The sequence below is a fragment of the Bacteroides acidifaciens genome (assembly GCF_024623065.1).
In the GTDB taxonomy this organism is placed as follows: Bacteria; Bacteroidota; Bacteroidia; order Bacteroidales; family Bacteroidaceae; genus Bacteroides; species Bacteroides acidifaciens.
In genome coordinates this window covers 1-23,529 of the sequence record NZ_JANJZR010000038.1, presented here as the reverse complement: position 1 = coordinate 23,529, position 23,529 = coordinate 1, and the positions used below count along the sequence as shown (strand labels likewise).

Genomic DNA, 23,529 nt, shown 5'->3' with positions numbered 1-23,529 from the left:
CACAACGTTTATGAACAAGATAATGAAACATACCCATATAATCGGTTTGCTCTCCCTGCTCTTATTTGTCTCCTGTCTGGACGATAAAGGCAACTATACATATGGAGAAAAGGATATCATTACAATTGATATGCCGACAACACTTTCCGTATTGGCCAATGCTGAATATATAGATATCAAACCGGTAATCACTTCCAATAAGGAAGGAGCTATCGAAGACGGCAATGCCAATTACGAATTTCTGTATGAACGGGTCAACTCTGACGGAGACTGGGTCATCCTGAGTTCCGAAAACAAAAAAGACCTTTACAGGATAGCTGATCTGGGAATCGGAAAACATACCTGCCGCTATAGTGTGACTGATAAACGTACCGGCATAAAGAGCGTCAAGGGATTTGATATCAACATTATAGTCTCTACCTCCGAAGGATGGATGCTTCTCTGTAATGAAGGCAGCGAAGAGAGAGTGCGGCTGGACATGCTTTCCCAATTGTCGAAAGACCGTATTATCCCCGCCTACGATATAGCAAAAAATCCGGATATTCCCGAAATGTACCACGCCAGAAGCCTGGGATTCTTTTCTAACAGGAGGGGAACCATCGGAGATAAAATTACGCTGATGGCCGAAACGGAAAGCTATCTGCTCAATAACACATACCTTACCATTGACGGGAATGCGTATGAAATGAAAGCATCACTGTTCGCTTCATCACCGGAAGACCATATCGTCAATTTCGCATGTGTACCCAACAACGACTTTACAAATCATGCAGCTATCATCGCCGTGTCCAAAGAAGGCAATGCATTTGTCTGGGACCTGCTGCAAAACGGTACAGCTTTTGAAGATCCCGCCAATACTTCCGAACGGGGAGGAACACCAGAATATAGAGTGTCTCCCTTTGTCGGTGTGAGTACCCAAAGAAGTACCACCGGATTAAGCAACGGGGGTGCCGCCTTGCTGTATGACATTGACAACCATCGTTTTATAGGTTGGGATGGGGAAAGAGAAGAACAGGCCAGACGCCAGACCTGCTACCCACTGAAAGACCCGGACAGTGCTGAAAAGCTATTCAGCTTCAACACCGGTTCTATGGAGTTGGTTTCAATGGCAAATACAGCTTTCTCCAACGGGGCGGTTTACGCAATCATGCAAGACGGGAATAAGCGTCACATATATTCTATCAATCTATCCAACAGCGATTTCAAACAAGAGGGATGCTGGGAAGACATACAACTAACAGACTTCGACAAAGCAACCTTGTTCTGTGCCCACTCCCAATATCAAACCTTATATTATGCCTATAAAAACAAAGTATATTCTTACAACCTTTCTACGGGAGCAAGTAAAGAGGCTGTCACACTCAATCCGAATGAGGAAGTAACCACAATCAAGTTTTGCATGTATGACAATCCCGGAGGAGTGACCCAGCTTACTGCAAAGATGGATGAAGAAACGGCAGCCGCCTTTACAGCCCGCCAATATGAGTTGGTTGTAGGCTCTTATGACACGACATCTACCGACAATAACGGTGGGATTCTTCGCTTTTACCAAACAAGTTCGCCGGGAACGGACTTGACATTGAAGCCCGGATGGGAATACACCGGATACGCAAAAATTATAGACGTTAAATATAAAGAAGTCAAACCATAATGAGAATAAACTTACTCTTAAAATATATCATTACTACAATAATAGTATCAAGCACTATTATTCCTACCGGTAATGCGCAAGGTATCCAATTTGAAGAATCAACTTTCAATGAGGCGCTGGCAAAAGCCGGACAGGAAAAAAAGCTGCTTTTCATAGACTGTTACACTACTTGGTGCGGTCCGTGCAAGATGCTGAGTAAAATAGTATTTCCCAACGATACCGCAGGAGCTTTCTTCAACAAACATTTCATCAACCTGAAAATGGACATGGAAAAAGGGGAAGGAAAAACACTAAGTAAAACATTCCGGATCACAAGTTATCCCACTTTACTTTTTATCAATCCGGAAAACCAGGAAATAGTGTACCGCGTATGCGGGGCACATCCCAACGTCCGGTGGCTGGTGGGTGAAGCACAAAAAGCCGCTGACCCCAATCAGAATTTGCCGGGACTTTCCGCCCGTTATACCGAAAACAAACAAGATGCCCCGACAGTACTTAGATATCTGAACGGTCTTGCCGCTGCTTCCATGACGCATGAAAGGGATAGCATCCTGCATTTATATTTAAGCAGCCTGTCCGATGAAAACAGATATTCGGAAGACAACTGGCAGATTATTGAAAGTCAAGTCAACGAACCATATTCCATCGGATTTGAGCATCTCCTGAAGTATACTCCCGGTTACCGCCAGTCCATAGGAGAGGAGAAAGTGAACGAGAAAATAGAAACTGTCTACAAATACGCTGTTTCCAGATTTATCCGGAGAAAACGTATTCCCGCAGAGCAATTTCCACAACCAACGTTTGACAGGCTTGTATCCCTGCTGAAAGAATATAACGGTAAGAACGCTTCTTTTTACCGTGCGGAACTCAATCTTGTGGAGCTGGTACAAAAAGGAGACTACAAAGGAGTGATGGACGCACTGGACGGAACAGAAAAAGATCCGGCTTTTTCAGATGACAAGCGGTTTTATTTTACTTGGGTCAATCTCAATTATCTATCTGAATGCAAAGATCCGGTTATCATCAACCGCGGGTTGGCATGGGCGGAAAAACTGAAACCTTATCTCTCTACTCCTGCCATGAAGCGAAGCTGGCTATTAATGAAATCAGCATTATACGCTGCCAAAGGAGACAGTGAAACGGAAAAAGCACTGAAAGAGGAAGCGGAAAAGATGAAATAACAACTTCCATTACATATTCCTTTCCTGTTTGGTGGACATTAGCAGTCCACCAAACAGAAATATGAATCTACCGCCCGATAATCACCTCACAAACCTTATCCTGAAACGCCCTTGCCTTAGTAACCGAAAGCACGTTCCGGTTCATTATGGCAAATGCCGCTTTGTGTCCATTCTTCATCTTCAGATAACCTGCAAACACATTGATAGTTGTCAAGTCACAGACAGAAATATAGAGTTTTTCCCCGAAAAATTTTGGTAGTAAAAGAAAATACGTACTTTTGCGTACATAACATAGCCAGATGGTAACACTCCCAAATAACAATATTGACAATATAAGAATGCAGGGAACAAGCAGTAAGACAGAATTCGATATCTTTTTCAAAAAATACTATACGCTGTTCCTTTCCTTTGCCTGCCGCTATCATCTGGGGACAGAAGAAGCGCGTGATATTGTTCAGGACGTTTTCATTGCCTTTTGGGAACAACACGAGCATTTCACTTCCATCATTGCCATCAAAGCTTTCTTCTACCGTTCCATAGCCAACCGTTGTCTCGACTATCTGAAACATGAAGACGTGAAAAACCGCTATGCCGAAAGCCAACTGGAGACGATGCAGAGCGAAGAATTTATTCAGGAAAACATTATCCGGGAAGAAGTCTCGTTTATCGTGCGAAAAAAAATCAAACTCCTCACTCCACGCGAGCAGGAAGTCATCATTCTTTCACTACAGAATAAATCCAATCAGGAGATAGCCGACATGCTTTCATTGTCAGTCCCCACAGTGAAATCACACAAGATGCACGCTTATGCCCGCCTGCGTACAGAACTGGAGGAATTAAGATTTCTACTGCTTATTTTATAAAAAATCAATTTTTATATCATACTACTTGTTAAGTGTGTCGTTTTAATTATAAACGCCATAGATTCCATTTATATATATATGACAGAAGACAAAATCAAAGAAAGCATTCAGATAGCCGAGGAACTGGCCGGAGAAATCTGTACAGGAAAAACCTCGACTTCCCCACTTGCCGGAGAATGGAAAAAAGAGTCTCCCATACTATATGAAGAGTTACGGAAACAGGAACAACTTCCTGAGGAGATTGCTTTCCACGATTCTATCAACATAGACGAGGCACTACAACAGGTAAACAAACACATCATTCTCCCCCCAAGGAGACTCAACATCCGTGTGATAAGCAGTATCGCCGCCTCTTTCCTTTTAATTGTAAGTACAGCCACACTATGGTTGTGGACAGAAAACAAGAAAGAAGTTATCCCCGAATGGGCAACTACCGCCCCCGTTACTTCGAACACATCCATCATCGCGCAAAACAACGAGCCGGTGGAACTGGCAGAAAGCAACCTGACCGTCAAAGGCAACCAATTGATTGGAAGCACACTGGACGGCAAGCAGAACATCTCCATAAAACTGAAGCCCGACAACCAGTTCAACAAACTGTCTGTCCCCACAGGCGGGAGTTATCAACTGACACTGGAAGACGGGACAATCGTTCAAGTCAACGCCGATTCCGAACTGTCCTTTCCCACCCACTTCAAAAAGCATTTACGCCAGGTCAGACTGCAAGGAGAGGGATATTTCAGAGTAAAATCCAATCCCCAAAGTCCGTTCAATGTAATGCTCGGCACGCTGAACGTACAAGTCACAGGAACGACCTTTAATATCAAGGCTTACGAAGAAGAAGGAAATGTATCCATCACCCTTGTCGAAGGTTCGGTCAACGTACGCGAAGGACAGAAGATTCTCGCCACACTGTCTCCAGGCGAACAGTTCACCTACCAAAAGACGACAGGCGATTACAGCACTGCGCAAGCTGATATATCCGCTACCACTGGTTGGACGGAAGATAAGTTCGTCTTCCACAGCGAGACAATCGGCACTATCATGAATGAACTGTCCCGCTGGTATAATGTAGACATTAATGTAAGCGAAGATATACAAGATATACGCTATAGCGGCATATTGTCACGTAAACAGCCGCTCGCAGAAATACTCAATATCCTGCACCTGACAAATGAACTAGACTTCAAAATCCATCAGGACAGGAGAATAGACGCAACAGAGAAAAAGAATGAATAATAGCATCTAATATTATTTCACATAGTTATGACAGAAAAGCTTATTTCCAAAGGACTCATGTTGGCAATTTCCCTCATCCTGTCCTGTACCACTCCGTTGGCATATGCTCAAACAAGCCAGCCGGAGAAGATCACTGTTACGGTAAGTAAGAAACCGTTGGAAAACGTGTTGGAGAAACTGAGTAAACAATATGGCTACCAGTTTTTCTATAATGCCTCTCTATTGAAAGGAGTCAATGTGTCTGTATCTCTACAGGAAGCTGAAATCGACAACGTAATGAAAACGCTCCTGACAGGAACCGGACTACAATATTCCATAAAGGGAAGAACAATTGTCATCACTACAATACCCAAGAAAGCAATAGCCCAAACACCCCTAAACGGACGTGTCACCGATAGTGACGGGAACGTTCTTCCGGGGGTATCTATCTTCACACAAGATAAAAGCCAAGGAACCATCACAGACATTGACGGACGCTTTACGTTCTCCAAACCACTGACATACGGAACTGTACTGAACTTTTCTTCTGTAGGCATGAAGCCCCATGATGTAGTTTACAGCGGTGAACAACTGCTGCAAGTAGTCATGGTGGAGGATGTGAAACAACTGGATGCAGTAATCGTCACCGGTTTCCAGACTATCTCACGCGAACGGGCAACCGGAGCAGCCACAATCGTGAAGAGCAATTATCTTGACAAAATCCAGGCACCGGATTTGAGCAGCAAACTGGAAGGTGCCACTCCCGGGCTAACTAGTTACAACGGAAAAATGAGTATTCGTGGTACTTCTACATTCTCAACCTCTATCGGTACCACTCCGCTATTGGTACTGGACGGACAACCTGTCACCGGAGTAGGCATTAACGAACTGAATCCGGAAGACATCGAAACAATAACCGTACTGAAAGATGCCGCTGCCACCTCTCTATATGGTGTACGCGCTTCGAACGGTGTCATTGTCGTAACAACCAAACGCGGAACGGGCAAGAAACCGAACATCAACGTGTCTGCCAACTTCTACCTGAATCCGTTGCCATCACTTGACTACTGCCACTATGCTTCTACCAGTGACATCATTGATTACGAAAGAGACTATCTGATCAATAATCCTAATTATCAAGAAAATCCGTTAGATTATTTCGATTTGCTGAACGATATAAAAGCCCCCAGTTACATATCAACAGTAGACCGTCTCTATTACCGTCTCGCCAAAGGAGAAATCACAGAAAGTCAATTGAACGCCTCACTCGACCTCTTACGGAAGAATGATTATAGAAAAGCTTATCGTGACGAACTGCAACAAATGAACTTCGTACAGGACTATAATCTCTCTCTTTCCAAAGCGGGTGACAAATCCAACTTCTTCTTTTCTGCCCGTTACGAAAATGAAAGTACCTACAACAAGAACAACAGTTTTGATAAGTTCACTTTCTACATGAAAAACGAACTCGACCTGACCAAATGGTTTAAACTCACCGTAGGAACAAATGTGGGTATCGGCAACACCAGCTATTCACAAGCAGGATATCAAGGGACAACGGTAGCTATGCCATACGAAACTCTCTACAACGAAGACGGCAGTTATGCTTATATCTACCCGCACAATTATTTCAACTCCCAAACAGTGAACCAGACAGAAGGACTGAAACCTATGGGATACAACGCCGTGGAAGAATCGACCAAGAATATGCAAGATACGGATGACCTCTATTGGAAGCTCTTCACACATGCCGATTTCAAACTGCTCAAAGGATTGAATTTCGGTGTGAAATTCCAATATGAGAAACGGGATCAGAATACTGAACGCCAAGATGAGGAAGACTCATATTATATGAGAAATATGATTAACAGACACGCAGCCACCAATCCGCAAGGCGGATTTACCTACTATATCCCCGAAGGCGGAAGAATGGAAGAGGCTCATGCACGCTGGTCATATATGAACTTACGCGCACAATTCGACTATCAAACGACTATCAACGACAAACATGAGATTACCGCCTTGCTAGGTGGAGAAATCCGTGAAGACAAATATCGCAAGACAATAGGCGAGCGATATGGCTACGACGAACAAAAGCTGGTCTACAAACAAGTAGACTGGGCGGCATTGAACAAAGGTGTCATAGGGCAATTGAGCAGCAATCCTTTTCAAAAGCAAGAACAACTGTTCGTAAACGACTCACATCACCGTTATGTATCTGCTTACTTCAATGCAGGTTATTCATACGATACACGCTATGCCCTCAATGGTAGCGTCCGCATTGAGCAGGCCGACCTCTTCGGAACCGATCCCAAATACCGCTATCGCCCGTTGTGGTCGGTAGGTGCCAGTTGGAATATTTCTAATGAAGAGTTCATGAAAGACATCACATGGGTAGACATGCTCAAACTTCGCGCTACCTACGGTATCACAGGTAATGTAGACCAAAACACATCACCCTATTTGTTAGGAAGTTACGCAGTCTCTCCTTATAGCCAATCCAACCTGACGACTATCATTTCGCCACCCAATAAATTGCTCCGCTGGGAAAAGACTTCAACATTCAATATCGGACTGGACTTCTCTCTTCTCAGAAGATTGAGCGGTAGCTTTGACTTTTATCAGCGTTATAGTTCGGACTTGCTTGCCAATACCAATCTTGATCCCTCTACAGGTTTCCAAACGGCAAGAGTAAACAACGGAGCCATGCGGAACAAAGGTATAGAGCTTTCTCTTTCGTATAATTGGCTTAATAGCCGGGACTGGTCGTTCAATACTACCTTTACCACTGCCTACAACAGTAACAAGATAAAAAAAGTAGGTTATATCCCTACCTCCGCAAAGAGCATGCTGACCAACCCGGGTAGTTTCTATCTTCAGGGCGATACCTACAACTCGCTTTATGCCTACCGCTACGCTGGGCTGACAGACGAAGGAAATCCCTCTGTATATGACACTGAAGGAAACGTAGTTTCTCTGAAACCAGTGGACGAAATTGACGCCCTGACATGTGTAGGACAGCTCGACCCGAAATGGAATGGGGCACTTGACATCAGCCTGCGCTGGAAGCAACTCAACTTCTTCACCAAGATTGTCTACTATGCAGGACATTCATTACGGGTAGATGCCACTCCTCTTTACAGCGGACTTCGCTCAGAAACTTACAAAGGTGCCATTCATGAAGACATCGCCAACCGCTGGACCCCTGAACATACCAATACGGATATCCCTTCAATGACTGTTTACGGATTGAGCACCGACCGTGAATACCATTGGAAATATGCCGACTATAATACAGCAAGCGCCGCATTCATAAAGATACGTAATATCGGAGTGAGCTACACGCTACCCCAAGAATGGATAAGTAAAGCGGGATTCAAGGGAATCAGCCTGCGTGCTCAAGTGAACAACCCTTGTTACTGGGCTGCCAACAAACGGGATATCGACCCCGAAGCTTTCAATGCTAGTTCCGGTACACGGAGTGACGAAAAAGCAACCAGTTACATATTAGGTATCAACATCAACTTCTAAAACGACTCAGTATGAAACGAAATATTATTATAGGCTGCATAGCCGCAGCATTTAGCTTAAGTGCCTGTGACAACTATCTGGACATCGTCCCTAAAGGAGAGTCCGTGCTCAACCAAACCAACGACTATCTGGGATTAATCGAAGACGTCTACGGATATCCCATTCAGTCGGAATGGTATCTATGTGGAGAGGCCACTTCTTACAACATGGAACTACTCGAGAATTATTCTTCTCCGCTCAATTCAGCTGCATTCTACTGGAATGAAGATTTCGACCGCGCTTCCTATATGACAGCCACCGGAAGTAGCGATATGTACACCATATGTTATAGAAAGATATCAAACTTCAATATCATTATCCAAAATATCAACAAGTCCGAAGGAAGTGATGACGACAAACGCTACGGAATGGCACAAGCGAAGATTATGCGTGCTTATGCTTATTTTTACCTCATCAATACTTATGCCAAACCTTACAATCCGGAAACAGCAGCCCAAGACCGGGGAATCATCCTTCGTGAAGACTTTGATATGGAAGCAGTAGGAGTACAATCTACTGTGGCTGACGCTTATGCCCTGATTCAACGCGATATTGAAGAGGCTTTGCCCGATCTTCCGCACGTAGCTATGAACACGTTCCGCCCCAACAAATCCTTCGGCTATGCCCTGAAAGCTAAAGTACATCTTTTCAAGAGGGAATTTAACGAAGCACTTCAAGCTTCACTGGATTGTATCAAGGAAGCGGAAGGGGAAGGACGCCATAAATTGTGGAACATGAATACGGAATATCAGGCAGCGGTCAATTATATAAAACAAACTTTCGGATGGTCGGAAGATTTAATAGAATATGGGATGCCTATGTATTCCATGTTCCGTATGTCCGTCTCGGCAATGTATTTCACCCATCCATATGAAGATCCCGAAAATCTTCTTTCCCAAAATGGAATGACACAGTTTGACCCTTCTCCCAGTATGGTACGCAAGCCGGTCATGGACTTATATACACCAAAGAGCGACTTACGATATACCTTCAATCTAGGAGCAACCCCTACCAGGCCTACTGCTGAACCCGGAAGTATTATGTTAAGTTTAGGCGGATCCTACCAATGGAATCCTGCCGGAATCAAACTTTCCGAAGTATATCTGATGGCGGCAGAATGTTATGCCCGCAAAAGTGACAAGGAGAACGCCATGAAATACGTAAACGACGTACGCAAGAATCGGATTATCACCAAATATTATACCGATTTCACCGCTACTGATGCTGCCGATGCAATGAGAATTGTCCGTGAAGAGCGTAAACGCGAACTATTATTCACCAGTAACGGTTTCTTTGATATGCGCCGTTTCTGCACGGAATTCAACGAGACATTGACACGGGAGGTTGATGGAAAGACATATACTCTCAAACCAGATTCACACCTGTTGACATTCCCGTTCCCTGTATCTGCCATGCAAAACAGTAACTTAATACAAAACAGCAAATAATGAAAACATTCACTTTATTTATAGCAACACTTCTCTGTATGTTCACATATACAGAGGGGTTCGCTTTATCTTCCGACAGCAAAGCAGCGCATATCACTTTCAAAGCAGAAACTAACGGAAAGAAAATCTATTTCCAGAGCGAAAGTGACACTATCTATGGTTATCAGGAAGTGAAGCCGGGAGAGACGATAGCTCTGCAACTGGAGAAACCCGCCTATTACTATTATATGGGCTCCAACAGCAATATTTCGACCGTATTCGTCACTCCCGGTTCAACAAGCCGTATCGAAGAGAAAAACGGGAAAATATCTTTTGAAGGAGACAATGCGGCAATCAATCAATTTATTCAACAGCATTCTTCCATATTCAAAAGCCCTGATAGTATAGCTACATATTCCAACGAATGGCTGGAATTCCAACATAAAATGCTGGCAGAGTCAATAGATGCACTAAAAGCATCGAATTTGCCTGATGAATTCAAGCACATACACGAATGCTACTATCAATATACGTTTCTCAATCAACTGCTGAACGGTCCGAGGCTGATGCGAAGGAATATGTTCATGAAAGTGGATTTACCAACAAATTATTATGATGACGTAAGAAAAAACCGGTATGAGGATGCTGCACTGCTATATTATCCCAAATGGTTTACTGTGATGCGTGAGTCAATGGAAATATTAGAGAAGAATGGCGAATGGCAGCCCGACCCGACAAACTTTCTCGCTCAATATACTGCAAGAATATCCAATAATGAAGTGAAATCCGCTTTCCTGATACGTTATCTGAAACAAATCTTGAAAGCAGGTTATTCCGATGATTTTCCGACATATCTGTCTATCGCAAAAGCATCTGTACCTACGCATAGCGAAACATTCCTTCGGGAATTAGCCCAACTGGAAAAACAATACGACGGAATAAAAGCACGATACAGCAACATCACCCGTGGAAATACGGCACCTGTATTTACAGCCAATGATATTGATGGAAAAGCTTACTCTTCCGCCGACTACGCAGGAAAAGTGCTAGTACTCGATTTTTGGTTCAGCGGTTGCATCCCTTGCAAAGCTGAAATGCCCTATATGGAGAAACTGGCGGAAAAGATGAAAGGAGAAAACATTCAATTCTTCACTTTGTCACTCGACACCGGAGAACAGTTGCTCAAAGCGTGGAAAGAACTTGTGAAAGACAAAAACGGAGCGACTTTGCAACTCAACGTACCCAACGGGTTCAAGTCGGAAGTAGCGAAACACTACGGAATCCGTTCCGTTCCCCGCATCGTCATTATCGACCAACAGGGAAAGATTGTGGATGCTTTCGCCAAACGTCCTTCAGATCCCAAGTTATATCAGCAACTACTGAGATTATTGAATAAAGAGGAATCCGGCACACTGACAAAAGAAAAAGCGACAGCCGCTATGATGGCATTAAGGAACGCTGATACCGCAGCGCAAAAAGAAGAAATGCTGAAGAAGTTCGTGGCACAAGTGAAGAAAGAAAAAGCGGACTTTGCTTACCCGATGGTGAATATGATGATGTCATTTACCATAGAGGCATTTTATGCGGAAGGTAACCGGGAAAAAGCCGAAGGCTATATGGCTAATATTCCGGATTCGCCATTCAAACGTGATGTATTGGCTATCTCCGGATTCAATCGCTTGGAGAATGGCAGCTTTGAAATGGCAGCAGAATTACTGCATAGAGCCATCAAGATGACCACCGAAGGAAAAGATGAAGATACGCTTCCCAAAGAGGAGAAGCACAAACTCAATCAAATTCTCACTGCTTATGTAGAAGCATTGGTAAAAGACAACCGCATACAAGAAGCAGTTCCTTATGCCAAACAAATATACGAATCCAGTAATAAGCAGAATTATTCTATCAATGATTGCTACGTCACAACGCTCGTCTTTGAAAAGAAATTCAGTGAAGCAACCCCTATACTGGAAAACTTTGTCCGCATAGGAAAAGCTACTCCGCAGCAAATAGCTTGGCTGAAACAAGCATATACCCGGAAAAACGGTAAAGAAAAAGGATTCGAGCAATATTTGGATGAATTGAAATCGGAATTCCACAATACTTTACAGGAAAAGCTTGCACAGAATATGGTGAATGAACCTGCTCCACTCTTTACGCTTCACAACATGGACGGAAAGGAAGTTTCACTGGCAAGCCTGAAAGGGAAAGTAGTAGTGCTTGACTTTTGGGCTACATGGTGCGGTCCCTGCAAAGCATCTTTCCCCGCCATGCAGGAAACAATCAACCGTTTTGCAAACAATAAAGAGGTGGCATTTCTTTTCATCAATACGCTCGAAAGTAAAAAGAATCCTCAGGAAACCGTACGTAAATATATGAATGATAAAGGATATACTTTTAATGTAGTATTTGACGTAAAAGACCCGAACACGAATAAATTTCCTATTATAGAGAGCTACAAGGCCAAAGGGATTCCGGCTAAGTTCATTATAGACAAGGAAGGAAATATCCGGTTTAAACCTGTCGGCTTCTCCGGTTCCAATGAGGAGACGGTGGAAGAGCTCTCGGCAATGATAAAAGCATTGCTATAGCATTTATTTTCACATATCTGTATTGTCTGCATATTGTCATTTGTCAATCCAGGAATCAAATAATCATGATGACAAAGGACTGTCCCCCCCAAAAAAAGGACAGTCCTTTGTCATATATCCAAATAGGCTAATAGCCGCACTCAAAATAACTTTGTTATCATTCTTCCGCTCTACAACGCTTCCCGGAATATCTCACCCACCGTAGGATGAGGGAAAACAATCCTCTTCCATTGCGCCGCAGTCAATCCGAGTTCAATGGCAGTTCCTGCGAGCGTAACAATCTCCGAAGCCGGATTGCCCAACACGTGCGCTCCAATCACCCGTTCCTGTTCATCCAGCAATACTTTGCAGACTCCGTTCACTCCCTCGTTTTCTGCCACAAAACGACCGGAATAAGCCATCGGGAGCTTTACAACCTGATACGTTATGCCTTTGGCTGAGGCCGACTCTTCCGTTTCGCCCACTCCGGCAATCTCCGGATTGGTATAGACAACGCCCGGAATGGCACGATAACTCATTGCGTCTTCTTTTCCCAAAATGGAATGTACCGCCACTTCCGCTTCACGAACGGCTGTGTGAGCCAGTAAAGAGAACCCGGTGAGGTCACCGCAGACATAGACGCCGGATACGGAAGTCCGCATCTTCTCATTCACCTTGACAGCACCACGCTCTGTCTTCTCCAAATTCAGGTTTTCGAGTCCGAAACCTTTCGTTACCGGACGACGACCGACACTCATCAGCAGCTTCTCCGCTACCACGCTGCCACTTCCTTCTGCGTTCTCATAAGAAACGACAGCGCCTTCTTCCGTCTGCGACAGACCGACAACTTTCGTACTAAGCAGGAACTTAACGCCCCGCTTCGCATATTCCGCACGCAGCAAAGCGGAAAGTTCCTTATCCATTCCACCGAGAATCTCATCCAGCATCTCGACTACCGTCACTTGTACTCCCAGGCTATTGAAGAAAGAAGCGAATTCCATTCCTATCACTCCACCACCGACGATAGCCAGGGAAGCTGGCAGTTCTTTATTGTCCAATGCATCCCGATGCGTCCAGTAGTTCACCGTTTCCACACCCGGAATAGGGGGAATAAAGGTTTCCGAACCGGTGCAAAGTATCAGATTCTCGCCTTCGTAAGTTTCTTCACCGCAGCGGACTGTATTTTTATCTATGATTTGCGCTTCTCCCGATAGTATCGTAACGTTGTTTGAGGTCAGTTTTGCTTTCACTCCCAATACCAGTTTACGCACTACCTTGCTCTTGCGGGCGATAATCCTGGGCAGGTCGAAAGAGACTTCAGATACATTTACCGCATACTTCGACGCATGCTTCGCACTATCATAAGTTTTTGCCGAATAGAGCAGGGTTTTGGTCGGGATGCACCCTTCGTTCAGGCAGACACCGCCCAGATTGTTCTTTTCGATAAGCAATACGCTCAAACCGGCTTTGCCGGCAACTTCGGCAGCCGTATATCCGGCAGGACCGCCACCGATAATAATCACTTGATATTTCATAGTATCTCTGCTTAAATAAGTTGGTTAATTCAATAAAAAGAACTACATCTTCAACACTTCTTCCATGCTAAGACCGGACACCTGGCTAATGATTTCAACGGAAACGCCCTGCTCCTTCAAACCACAGACCATAAGTCGTTTTTCTTCCAAACGACCTTCTTCCCTGCCTTCTAATCTGCCTTCCAATCTGCCTTCTTCCCTGCCTTCCAATCTGCCTTCTTCCCTGCCTTCCAATCTGCCTTCCAAACGACCTTCCAAACGACCTTCCAATTTAGCTGAATCCAATACATCATTCTGTATCTTCATGGCACTGATATGTTCGTCATACGCTTGCCGTTCTTGGGAAGACATGGAGAAGTATTTCAGCTTTTCGCGTGCTTCGCTCAATCCGGGAGTGGTGGTATCCGGTCGTATGGTACCGTCTTTCAAGTATTTTATCCATTCTTCCAAAGGGGTGACCGCCACTTTGTCGAACTCATTCACGCGAATTAAAATATATTCGGGAAATATCTCGCAAGGCATACGGGTGACAATAGCGTCGCGTTCCCTCACATTCACCTGCAAATAGTCTTTTGTGTGGACACCTACAAACTGGTTCTGACCGTGGTATAGATAATCCGTCCCCTTGCCGATGTCGAAATAAAGAATGCTGATGGAATATACTTTTTTCACTTTGTGATAAGGATCACCCAAAGAGATATGTTCGGTAATGGCTTTTGCCACACCATACAAGATACGCTCCAGATAATACAACTCACGGGTATTCTGTATTTCGATGATGATAATTTCGTCTTTACTGTTGCGTGCCTTGATGTCTACCCGGTTAAACTTATCGTCAGCACTTTGCTGGTTTCCCTCACTTTCGAGAATCTCCATGATCTCTATCTTCTCGCCTATCAGGACGGTGAGAAATCCTTCAAGCACATCGAAATTCGCCTTCTGTCGCAACAGGCGCTTGATGGCCCAGTCGAAACGAATGTATCTGTCCTGCAAATCTTCCATAACTTATCTATATATATATTGATTATTGACAAAAGTAGCGGGTTCTTTTCCGCATTGCAATCATCCGGCATAACTTTTCTTCGGTTTTCATTCTCCCTTGCCTACGGATGAACCCGGAATGTATATACCAGCGTTCAGGGACGAACGCCGCCGGACGACAAACCGGAGAGACGGGCTTCGAGCAGTTGCATAAACTCACGCTCCTTGACGGGCATCACTGCTTCGTACTTCCCTTTGCCGTATCCTATCAGCACATAACGGGTGAGCGCGAACCGTCCGAAACGCATCGAAGCGCATTGCTGCACGGAGGTAATCTCCGGCAAAGGAATCTGCCGCTTGCGGCCGAACCGCCCCCTGTTCACTACCAGCATCCCGTCCGCAGTCAGCGTATATGTGGTATGTATCACCCACTCGATGACTACAATAAGCAGAAGCATAAACAACACACCCAGCAAAGCCGCCTTCGTCCACAAAGCCCCCACGGCATTCACCGTAAGCACTGCCAGCAGAAAATAATGATACCACGCGATGCGTGCATGAAAAATTCGATTCATCTTGTCTGATTTTGCCCGCAAGGTAGCAATTTTACGAATTAATGACAACGAAAAGTACAACGAAGTGACTTATTTTGTAGCTTTGCGGTGAGAAATAACAAAATTATGGTAAGAAAATTCGATTTCCTCGTTATCGGCTCCGGAATTGCCGGCATGAGTTTTGCGCTGAAAGTGGCGCACAAAGGTAAAGTTGCTCTTATCTGTAAAAGCGGGCTGGAAGAAGCCAATACGTACTTCGCGCAAGGCGGGGTAGCGTCTGTGACCAACCTGGTGGTAGACAATTTCGACAAGCACATTGAAGACACCATGAACGCCGGCGACTGGATTAGCGACCGTGCCGCAGTGGAGAAAGTGGTGCGTGAAGCTCCTGCACAGATCGAAGAACTGATAAAGTGGGGAGTAGACTTCGACAAAAACGAAAAGGGTGAATTTGACTTGCATCGCGAAGGGGGACACTCGGAATTCCGTATCCTTCACCACAAAGATAATACGGGAGCGGAAATACAGGACAGCCTGATTAAAGCCGTGCAGCGGCATCCGAACATCACGGTCATCGAACACCAGTTTGCCATTGAAATCCTGACACAGCATCATCTGGGAGTGACCGTTACCCGCCAGACACCGGATATCAAATGTTACGGCGCTTATATCCTCGACCCGAAGACCGGAAAAGTAGATACTTACCTTGCCAAAGTGACTCTGATGGCTACCGGTGGAGTAGGAGCCGTCTACAAGACCACCACCAATCCGTTGGTGGCTACCGGAGACGGTATCGCCATGGTTTACCGTGCCAAAGGTACGGTGAAAGATATGGAATTCGTACAATTCCACCCTACCGCCCTCTATCATCCGGGCGACCGCCCTTCTTTCCTGATTACGGAAGCAATGCGCGGCTATGGCGGTGTTCTCCGCACCATGGACGGCAAGGAATTCATGCAGAAATATGACCCGCGTCTTTCGCTTGCTCCGCGTGACATTGTAGCGCGTGCCATCGACAACGAGATGAAGAATCGCGGAGACGACCATGTTTATCTGGACGTGACCCACAAAGACCCGGAAGAAACAAAGAAACACTTCCCCAATATCTACGAAAAATGCCTGAGCCTGGGCATCGACATCACCAAAGATTATATCCCTGTGGCTCCGGCTGCCCACTATCTTTGTGGCGGTATCCTCGTAGACTTGAACGGACAGTCTTCTATCGAACGTCTGTATGCAGTAGGAGAGTGCTCTTGCACGGGACTGCACGGCGGTAACCGTCTGGCTTCAAACTCCTTGATTGAAGCCGTAGTATATGCTGACGCAGCCGCCAAACACAGTCTCCAAGCCATTGACCGGTATACTTACAACGAAGACATCCCCGAATGGAATGACGAAGGAACCCGTTCGCCGGAAGAAATGGTACTCATCACTCAAAGCATAAAGGAAGTAAATCAGATTATGAGTACTTACGTGGGTATTGTCCGCAGCGACCTTCGCCTGAAACGTGCATGGGACAGACTGGATATTATCTACGAGGAGACTGAAAGCCTGTTCAAACGCAGTGTCGCTTCCAGAGAGATTTGCGAATTACGTAATATGGTGAATGTCGGCTATCTGATTATGCGCCAGGCTATGGAACGCAAGGAGAGCCGCGGACTGCATTACACGATAGATTATCCGCACGCAAAGAAATAAGTATGGAAAATGCCGCTTGCAAATGATTGCGAGCGGCATTTTCTTTATCCGGCTAATCCGCGAACGTGGATTAGTAGTTTTCTTTCTTCACCTCGAAGTATGCTTGCGGATGCAGACATGCCGGACAAACTTCAGGAGCTTCCTTGCCGATTTCGATGTAACCGCAGTTACGGCATTGCCATACCACTTCGCCTTCCTTAGCGAATACTGTCATATTTTCGATGTTGTTCAAGAAAGCCAGATATCTTTCTTCGTGACCTTTTTCAGCGATGGAGATATTGCGGTACATAGCAGCAATCGCCGGAAATCCTTCCTGTTCCGCCACATCTGCAAAGTGAGGGTAATCCAGTGACCATTCTTCGTGTTCGCCGGCAGCAGCAGCGCGAAGGTTTTCGAGTGTAGTGCCGATTACTCCAGCCGGATAGCTGGCAGTAATTTCCACCATACCACCTTCGAGGAATTTGAACATACGTTTTGCATGTTCTTTTTCCTGGTCGGCCGTTTCGGTGAAAATTGCCGAAATCTGTTCGTAACCTTCTTTCTTAGCCACACTTGCGAAATAAGTGTAACGCATTCTCGCCTGTGATTCTCCTGCAAATGAAGTCAACAGATTCTTCTCTGTCTGAGTCCCTTTAATGCTCTTAGCCATAATCTATATATTTTTTAAAATTGGTGATACAAAACGTAACTTATCATACTATTCATAACGCAAATATGAACGAATTGTTCGCAATAAACCACGTTTTCTTTATGAATAAAAACTATCGGATCATTGATGAAATCCATCAACAGATAAATAATATGCCGGATAACATACTTATTTCGATTATTTTATATAATTTTGCAACCTCTACTTTACAAAAAGGATGGATAACACGTATAACAACTCATAAAAATGAAGCTATTTGAATTTAAACCCAAACTGTTTTCTTGTCTGAAGAATTACTCGAAAGAAACGTTTATCGCGGACCTGATGGCCGGTATCATCGTAGGTATCGTGGCACTTCCATTGGCTATCGCCTTCGGTATCGCTTCGGGAGTATCGCCCGAAAAAGGTATTATCACCGCTATCATTGCCGGATTTATCATCTCCCTGATGGGGGGAAGCAAAGTCCAGATTGGCGGACCGACCGGAGCATTCATCGTCATCATCTATGGCATTATCCAGCAGTATGGCGAAGCCGGACTGATTGTAGCCACGCTTATGGCAGGTGTCCTTCTTGTATTACTAGGAGTATTCAAACTCGGAGCAGTCATCAAGTTCATCCCTTATCCTATCATTGTCGGATTCACCAGCGGTATCGCCGTCACCATTTTCACTACCCAGATTGCCGACATTTTCGGTTTGTCCTTCGGGGACGAGAAAGTGCCGGGAGATTTTGTCGGGAAGTGGATGATTTATTTCCGTCATTTCGACACCATCAACTGGTGGAACACCATTGTAAGTATTGTCAGCATTATTATCATCGCCATTACCCCGAAGTTTTCAAAGAAAATTCCCGGCTCATTGATAGCGATTGTCGTTGTCACCGCTGCCGTTTATCTGATGAAGACTTTCGGTGGAATCGACTGCATACAGACGATAGGTGACCGTTTCACTATCAAATCCGAACTGCCCGATGCTGTCGTGCCTGCTTTGGATTGGGAAGCTATCAGGGAGTTGTTTCCGGTAGCTATCACTATTGCCGTATTGGGCGCTATCGAATCATTACTGTCTGCCACCGTAGCCGACGGTGTGATTGGCGACCGCCACGACTCCAATACGGAACTTATCGCACAAGGTGCGGCCAATATCGTAGCGCCCCTGTTCGGCGGTATCCCCGCTACCGGAGCCATCGCCCGCACCATGACGAATATCAACAACGGCGGCAAGACACCGATAGCCGGAATTATCCATGCAGTAGTATTGCTCTTGATTCTGCTTTTCCTGATGCCGTTGGCACAATATATCCCGATGGCATGTCTTGCCGGAGTACTGGTCATTGTCTCTTATAATATGAGCGGCTGGCGTGTATTCAAGGCTTTATTGAAAAACCCGAAATCAGACGTCACTGTCCTGCTTATCACCTTCTTCCTTACGGTTATCTTCGATTTGACCGTTGCCATTGAGGTAGGATTAGTCATTGCCTGCGTGCTCTTTATGAAACGTGTAATGGAAACTACCGAAATTTCGGTAATTACCGACGAGATTGACCCGAACAAGGAATCAGACATTGCCGTACACGAAGAAAATCTTATCATCCCTAAAGGAGTAGAGGTGTACGAAATCAACGGTCCTTATTTCTTCGGTATCGCTACCAAGTTTGAAGAAACTATGGCACAACTGGGTGAGCGCCCGAAGGTACGTATCATCCGTATGCGGAAAGTCCCGTTCATTGACTCTACGGGTATCCATAACTTGACCGTACTCTGTGAAATGTCGCAGAAAGAAAAGACTACCGTCATCCTTTCCGGAGTAAACGACAAGGTACACCAGGTATTGGAGAAATCCGGTTTCTATGAATTGTTGGGAAAAGATAATATCTGTCCGAACATTAATGTAGCTCTCAAGAGGGCGGAGGATATGATAGGATAAGGCTGTTGGTTAGCTTATTAAGGGATGTATATGGCCGGCGTGGGGGAGTTGTATTCCCCCACAGATATACTTATTATTGAATATAAATAGTAAGACCTAAAGTTTTAAGAACATTAAAGAGAACATCAAAGCGCGGATTACCGCTCCCGCGTTCCAAACGGACAAGGGCATTAATCCCTATTCCTGCAAGAGTGGCCAGCGTAGCTTGGTCTAATCCCAACTCCTTGCGTCTTTCACGAATATGTTCTCCTATCTCTATTAAATCCATAATTCACCATATATAGTGAATTTACTCGTTAAGTCGTCACACCTTTAAAAATAATCCGCACTTATACATCGCCCTTAGCAGAAGAGGAAACAATAGCCGCCGGAAAGCAGGGTCATGCTGCCTGTCCAGATACGTTTGATAACAGGCATCTGCAAACTCCATAGCAACGCCAAGCCCACAAGAGCCAAGTCGGCAACCAACAACGTCTACACCACCCTTTTCCGGTTTGCCTTACCCTCTTTCATTATCTTTCCGGTAAACGCTCTGGGCATCACGGTCACTCCGAATGTCAGGCTGCTCCATATCCACGTATAATTGTAGGATGGCGAGAAGCTCCAGGTTCCGTCCTCATTCCAGAAAACACCATCCCGGAATTTTCGTTGACTGGCAAAGTAGCAGCAGGCCAGAAAACCAACATTTACATGCCTTTAAAGGAACGATTCCATGTGATTGATTTATTAAGTATTACTACATCATTCTTCAGGCATTAATATCGGAGGTCTTAACTATTAATAGCTGAGATGTAGGGTATTAATACCTGAGACGATAACTATTAATACCCTAAGACATTAACTGTTAATACCCTACATATCGAACAGTAATATCCTGGCAATTAGGAGATAAGAGATTTATAGCCAGGAGTGGGTGAAAGATGAAAGATTGGTAAAAGATGAAAGATTGGTGAAAGATGTTTTTCACTTCTTTATAGGGAAAGAAAGAACCGGTACTTCCAGCGATTTTTAAAAGCCCATTGGTGAAAATTAAAAGCATTTTCTTCGTTGAAATCCGCAAAAACAAATACCTTTGCGCATCACATTCCTTTAAACAACACACATATTATGAAAAAACTCCGCTTACTCACTCTTTGCGCACTCTTTTCACTCTCCGCATTTTCACTTGAAACAGTGGATTACACTCAAGGTCTTGCCGTATGGTTCGACACCCCCAACAGCCTCGACGGGCGAGCCGTCTGGCTCCGCGCTTCCGGCACAGGAGCGAATCCGGACAAGGCTTGGGAAAGCCGCTCGTTGCCCATCGGAAACGGCAGTCTGGGAGCAAACATTATGGGCTCCATATCCGCCGAACGAATCACCCTCAACGAAAAAACGCTCTGGAAAGGAGGACCGAACACCGCCAAAGGCGCCGATTATTACTGGAACGTAAACAAGCAATCGGCCCCCATATTGAAAGACATCCGCCAAGCCTTTCTGGACGGCGACCGAAAGAAAGCCGCCTTCCTCACCCAAGAGAATTTCAACGGACTCGCCCCCTACGAAGAAAGCGCCGAAACCCCGTTCCGCTTCGGCTCATTCACCACGATGGGCGAGCTTTACATAGAAACCGGACTCAGCGAAATCAACATGAGCAACTACCGCCGCATCCTGTCGCTCGACTCAGCGATGGCGGTAGTGCAATTCGACAAAGACGGCACACGCTATCAACGGAAATACTTCATTTCATATCCCGACAGCGTGATGGTGATGAAATTCACCGCCGACAAAAGAGGAAAACAGAACCTCACGCTAAGCTACTGCCCCAACAGCGCAGCCAAAAGCAGTATGCAAGCCGACGGAAATGACGGATTGGTCTATACCGGAGTGCTCGACAACAACGGGATGAAGTTTGCTTTCCGAATCAAAACCATCCGTAAAGGGGGTACGCTGAAAACCGAAAACGGCAGGATTATCGTAGAAGATGCCGATGAAGTGGTATTCCTGCTCACGGCAGACACCGACTATAAGATGAACTTCAACCCGGATTTCAAAGACCCCAAAACCTACGTAGGCAATGACCCGGAACAAACTACGCTTGCTATGATGGAGAATGCCCTAAGAAAAGGATATGACGAACTTTACCGGAACCACGAAGCCGATTACACCGCACTGTTCAACCGTGTGCGGTTCAGCATCAATCCCGAAGCCGCCGCGCCGAACCTTCCCACCTACCAACGCCTGGCTAATTACAAGAAAGGCGTGCCGGACTATCATCTCGAACAACTCTACTACCAGTTCGGCCGCTACCTGCTCATCGCCAGTTCGCGTCCCGGCAATATGCCTGCCAATCTGCAAGGCATGTGGCACAACAACCTCGACGGCCCGTGGCGGGTAGATTATCACAACAATATCAACGTCCAAATGAACTACTGGCCTGCCTGCCCCACCAACCTTTCCGAATGTGCATGGCCTTTGATAGACTTCATACGCGGTTTGGTGAAACCCGGCGAGAAAACGGCGCAAGCCTACTTCAACGCTCGCGGATGGACGGCTTCCATCTCCGCCAATATCTTCGGATTCACCGCCCCTCTCTCCGACAAAGACATGTCATGGAATCTCAATCCCACCGCCGGCCCGTGGCTTGCCACGCATATCTGGGAATACTACGACTACACCCGCGACAAGAAGTTTTTGAAAGAAATAGGATACGAACTTATCAAGAGCAGCGCCCAATTCGCCGTTGACCATCTGTGGCACAAGCCCGACGGGACTTACACCGCCGCTCCTTCCACCTCTCCCGAACACGGTCCGGTGGACGAGGGAGTCACCTTCGCGCATGCCGTAGTACGAGAGATATTACTGGACGCCATCCAGGCAAGCAAGGTGCTCGGGACGGACGCCAAAGAACGCAAGCAATGGGAAAACGTATTGGCCAAACTCGTTCCTTACCGTATAGGACGCTACGGTCAGTTGTTGGAATGGTCTACCGACATAGACGACCCGAAAGATGAACACCGCCACGTCAACCACCTGTTCGGATTGCATCCGGGACATACCATCTCTCCTGTGACTACCCCCGAACTTGCACAAGCCGCCAGAGTGGTACTGGAACATCGCGGAGACGGCGCCACCGGTTGGAGCATGGGCTGGAAGCTCAACCAATGGGCACGACTGCAAGACGGAAACCATGCGTATAAACTATACGGCAACCTGCTGAAAAACGGTACACTGGACAACCTGTGGGACACCCACGCACCTTTCCAGATTGACGGGAACTTCGGCGGTACGGCTGGAATAACCGAGATGTTATTGCAGAGCCATATGGGATTCATCCAATTACTCCCTGCTTTGCCGGACGCATGGGCAAACGGCTCGATAAGCGGAATCTGTGCCAAAGGGAATTTTGAGGTTTCCATCTCCTGGAAAGAGGGGCAACTGGAGAAAGCTATCATCCAATCCAAATCCGGAATCCCCTGTAACGTAAGATACGGAGACAAGACGCTCAAATTCAAGACCGTAAAAGGGAAAAAATACGAAATCACTTTAAAAGGGGACAGATTGGCTGTATTATAAAGAAGGAAGCCAACCAACTATATCAACAAGCTCCGTATAGAAGGGATATTACATGAACGTGAAAGATATACCCTTCTCCCCCCCCCAGACCGTCCGAGAACTCTGATTTTCGCTGTAGGATGGCATTCTTGCAGCGGATTTGAGGTCGTAGAGA

Annotated in this window: 15 protein-coding genes and 2 pseudogenes; 10 read left to right on the top strand and 7 right to left on the bottom strand. The window is 45.6% G+C overall.

The window, feature by feature from the left end:
• Nucleotides 1-10 precede the first annotated feature (10 nt).
• Complete coding sequence (locus NSB03_RS12195; RefSeq protein WP_024987377.1) at nt 11-1,651, top strand: PKD-like family lipoprotein; 1,641 nt, start codon at nt 11-13, stop codon at nt 1,649-1,651.
• A complete protein-coding gene (locus NSB03_RS12190) occupies nt 1,651-2,832 on the top strand; it encodes a thioredoxin family protein (RefSeq protein ID WP_217938292.1) in 1,182 nt (393 codons plus the stop codon). The genes NSB03_RS12195 and NSB03_RS12190 overlap by 1 nt, the downstream gene beginning before the upstream one ends.
• A 67-nt stretch (nt 2,833-2,899) precedes the next feature.
• Here the strand turns inward: NSB03_RS12190 and NSB03_RS12185 are convergent.
• Nucleotides 2,900-3,043: pseudogene (locus NSB03_RS12185) on the bottom strand (peptidase M15); the annotation flags it as partial.
• Between the two features lie 127 nt (nt 3,044-3,170).
• Here NSB03_RS12185 and NSB03_RS12180 point away from each other — a divergent pair.
• The 5 genes from NSB03_RS12180 (at nt 3,171) to NSB03_RS12160 (ending at nt 12,498) form a co-directional block, all read left to right on the top strand.
• The gene (locus NSB03_RS12180; RefSeq protein WP_257466413.1) at nt 3,171-3,695 is read left to right on the top strand and encodes an RNA polymerase sigma-70 factor; all 525 of its coding nucleotides are present in this window, start codon (nt 3,171-3,173) and stop codon (nt 3,693-3,695) included.
• A gap of 78 nt (nt 3,696-3,773) precedes the next feature.
• On the top strand, nt 3,774-4,934 hold the full coding sequence (locus tag NSB03_RS12175; protein WP_024987374.1) for a FecR family protein: 1,161 nt from the start codon (nt 3,774-3,776) through the stop codon (nt 4,932-4,934).
• A gap of 27 nt (nt 4,935-4,961) precedes the next feature.
• Nucleotides 4,962-8,444 carry a SusC/RagA family TonB-linked outer membrane protein gene (locus tag NSB03_RS12170; RefSeq protein WP_024987373.1) on the top strand — a complete coding sequence of 1,161 codons (3,483 nt, stop codon included), beginning with the start codon at nt 4,962-4,964 and terminating at the stop codon, nt 8,442-8,444.
• Nucleotides 8,445-8,455: 11 nt separating this feature from the next.
• Complete coding sequence (locus NSB03_RS12165) at nt 8,456-9,931, top strand: RagB/SusD family nutrient uptake outer membrane protein (RefSeq protein ID WP_024987372.1); 1,476 nt, start codon at nt 8,456-8,458, stop codon at nt 9,929-9,931.
• Entirely contained in the window at nt 9,931-12,498 is a 2,568-nt protein-coding gene (locus tag NSB03_RS12160) for a TlpA family protein disulfide reductase (RefSeq protein ID WP_024987371.1), read from the top strand. Before NSB03_RS12165 ends, NSB03_RS12160 begins: the two co-directional genes overlap by 1 nt.
• Nucleotides 12,499-12,668: 170 nt before the next feature.
• Here the strand turns inward: NSB03_RS12160 and lpdA are convergent, their stop codons facing one another.
• From lpdA to NSB03_RS12145, 3 genes are all read right to left on the bottom strand, one after another.
• On the bottom strand, nt 12,669-14,012 hold the full coding sequence (lpdA, locus tag NSB03_RS12155) for a dihydrolipoyl dehydrogenase (RefSeq protein ID WP_024987370.1): 1,344 nt from the start codon (nt 14,010-14,012) through the stop codon (nt 12,669-12,671).
• A 42-nt stretch (nt 14,013-14,054) separates the two neighbouring features.
• Nucleotides 14,055-15,014 carry an Rpn family recombination-promoting nuclease/putative transposase gene (locus NSB03_RS12150; RefSeq protein ID WP_024987369.1) on the bottom strand — a complete coding sequence of 320 codons (960 nt, stop codon included), beginning with the start codon at nt 15,012-15,014 and terminating at the stop codon, nt 14,055-14,057.
• 134 nt (nt 15,015-15,148) lie between these two features.
• On the bottom strand, nt 15,149-15,568 hold the full coding sequence (locus NSB03_RS12145; protein WP_024987368.1) for a PH domain-containing protein: 420 nt from the start codon (nt 15,566-15,568) through the stop codon (nt 15,149-15,151).
• Nucleotides 15,569-15,673: 105 nt separating this feature from the next.
• Here NSB03_RS12145 and nadB point away from each other — a divergent pair, with 105 nt between their 5' ends.
• Entirely contained in the window at nt 15,674-17,245 is a 1,572-nt protein-coding gene (gene nadB, locus NSB03_RS12140) for an L-aspartate oxidase (protein WP_121766010.1), read from the top strand.
• Nucleotides 17,246-17,315: 70 nt separating this feature from the next.
• On the opposite strand, the gene rbr is transcribed toward nadB, so the two are convergent.
• Nucleotides 17,316-17,894, bottom strand: a complete 579-nt coding sequence (gene rbr, locus NSB03_RS12135) for a rubrerythrin (protein ID WP_024987367.1) — start codon at nt 17,892-17,894, stop codon at nt 17,316-17,318.
• Nucleotides 17,895-18,140: 246 nt separating this feature from the next.
• Here rbr and NSB03_RS12130 point away from each other — a divergent pair, with 246 nt between their 5' ends.
• Nucleotides 18,141-19,820 (top strand): SulP family inorganic anion transporter, encoded by a 1,680-nt coding sequence (locus tag NSB03_RS12130; protein WP_024987366.1) that lies wholly within the window; start codon nt 18,141-18,143, stop codon nt 19,818-19,820.
• A gap of 73 nt (nt 19,821-19,893) precedes the next feature.
• On the opposite strand, the gene NSB03_RS12125 is transcribed toward NSB03_RS12130, so the two are convergent.
• Together NSB03_RS12125 and NSB03_RS12120 are read right to left on the bottom strand one after the other, a co-directional pair.
• Nucleotides 19,894-20,088 (bottom strand): helix-turn-helix domain-containing protein, encoded by a 195-nt coding sequence (locus NSB03_RS12125; RefSeq protein ID WP_024987365.1) that lies wholly within the window; start codon nt 20,086-20,088, stop codon nt 19,894-19,896.
• Between the two features lie 83 nt (nt 20,089-20,171).
• A pseudogene (locus tag NSB03_RS12120) lies at nt 20,172-20,465 on the bottom strand (acyltransferase family protein); the annotation flags it as partial.
• A 462-nt stretch (nt 20,466-20,927) separates the two neighbouring features.
• On the opposite strand from NSB03_RS12120, the gene NSB03_RS12115 reads away from it, so the two are divergent.
• Complete coding sequence (locus tag NSB03_RS12115) at nt 20,928-23,375, top strand: glycosyl hydrolase family 95 catalytic domain-containing protein (protein WP_257466411.1); 2,448 nt, start codon at nt 20,928-20,930, stop codon at nt 23,373-23,375.
• The last annotated feature ends 154 nt before the right edge of the window (nt 23,376-23,529 follow it).

Excerpts from the sequence above, each read along its gene's own strand:
- NSB03_RS12195 (WP_024987377.1), top strand. The coding sequence starts at position 11 with ATGAACAAGATAATGAAACATACCCATATAATCGGTTTGCTCTCCCTG.
- NSB03_RS12190 (WP_217938292.1), top strand. The coding sequence starts at position 1,651 with ATGAGAATAAACTTACTCTTAAAATATATCATTACTACAATAATAGTA.
- NSB03_RS12180 (WP_257466413.1), top strand. The coding sequence starts at position 3,171 with ATGCAGGGAACAAGCAGTAAGACAGAATTCGATATCTTTTTCAAAAAA.
- NSB03_RS12175 (WP_024987374.1), top strand. The coding sequence starts at position 3,774 with ATGACAGAAGACAAAATCAAAGAAAGCATTCAGATAGCCGAGGAACTG.
- NSB03_RS12170 (WP_024987373.1), top strand. The coding sequence starts at position 4,962 with ATGACAGAAAAGCTTATTTCCAAAGGACTCATGTTGGCAATTTCCCTC.
- NSB03_RS12165 (WP_024987372.1), top strand. The coding sequence starts at position 8,456 with ATGAAACGAAATATTATTATAGGCTGCATAGCCGCAGCATTTAGCTTA.
- NSB03_RS12160 (WP_024987371.1), top strand. The coding sequence starts at position 9,931 with ATGAAAACATTCACTTTATTTATAGCAACACTTCTCTGTATGTTCACA.
- lpdA (WP_024987370.1), bottom strand. The coding sequence starts at position 14,012 with ATGAAATATCAAGTGATTATTATCGGTGGCGGTCCTGCCGGATATACG.
- NSB03_RS12150 (WP_024987369.1), bottom strand. The coding sequence starts at position 15,014 with ATGGAAGATTTGCAGGACAGATACATTCGTTTCGACTGGGCCATCAAG.
- NSB03_RS12145 (WP_024987368.1), bottom strand. The coding sequence starts at position 15,568 with ATGAATCGAATTTTTCATGCACGCATCGCGTGGTATCATTATTTTCTG.
- nadB (WP_121766010.1), top strand. The coding sequence starts at position 15,674 with ATGGTAAGAAAATTCGATTTCCTCGTTATCGGCTCCGGAATTGCCGGC.
- rbr (WP_024987367.1), bottom strand. The coding sequence starts at position 17,894 with ATGGCTAAGAGCATTAAAGGGACTCAGACAGAGAAGAATCTGTTGACT.
- NSB03_RS12130 (WP_024987366.1), top strand. The coding sequence starts at position 18,141 with ATGAAGCTATTTGAATTTAAACCCAAACTGTTTTCTTGTCTGAAGAAT.
- NSB03_RS12125 (WP_024987365.1), bottom strand. The coding sequence starts at position 20,088 with ATGGATTTAATAGAGATAGGAGAACATATTCGTGAAAGACGCAAGGAG.
- NSB03_RS12115 (WP_257466411.1), top strand. The coding sequence starts at position 20,928 with ATGAAAAAACTCCGCTTACTCACTCTTTGCGCACTCTTTTCACTCTCC.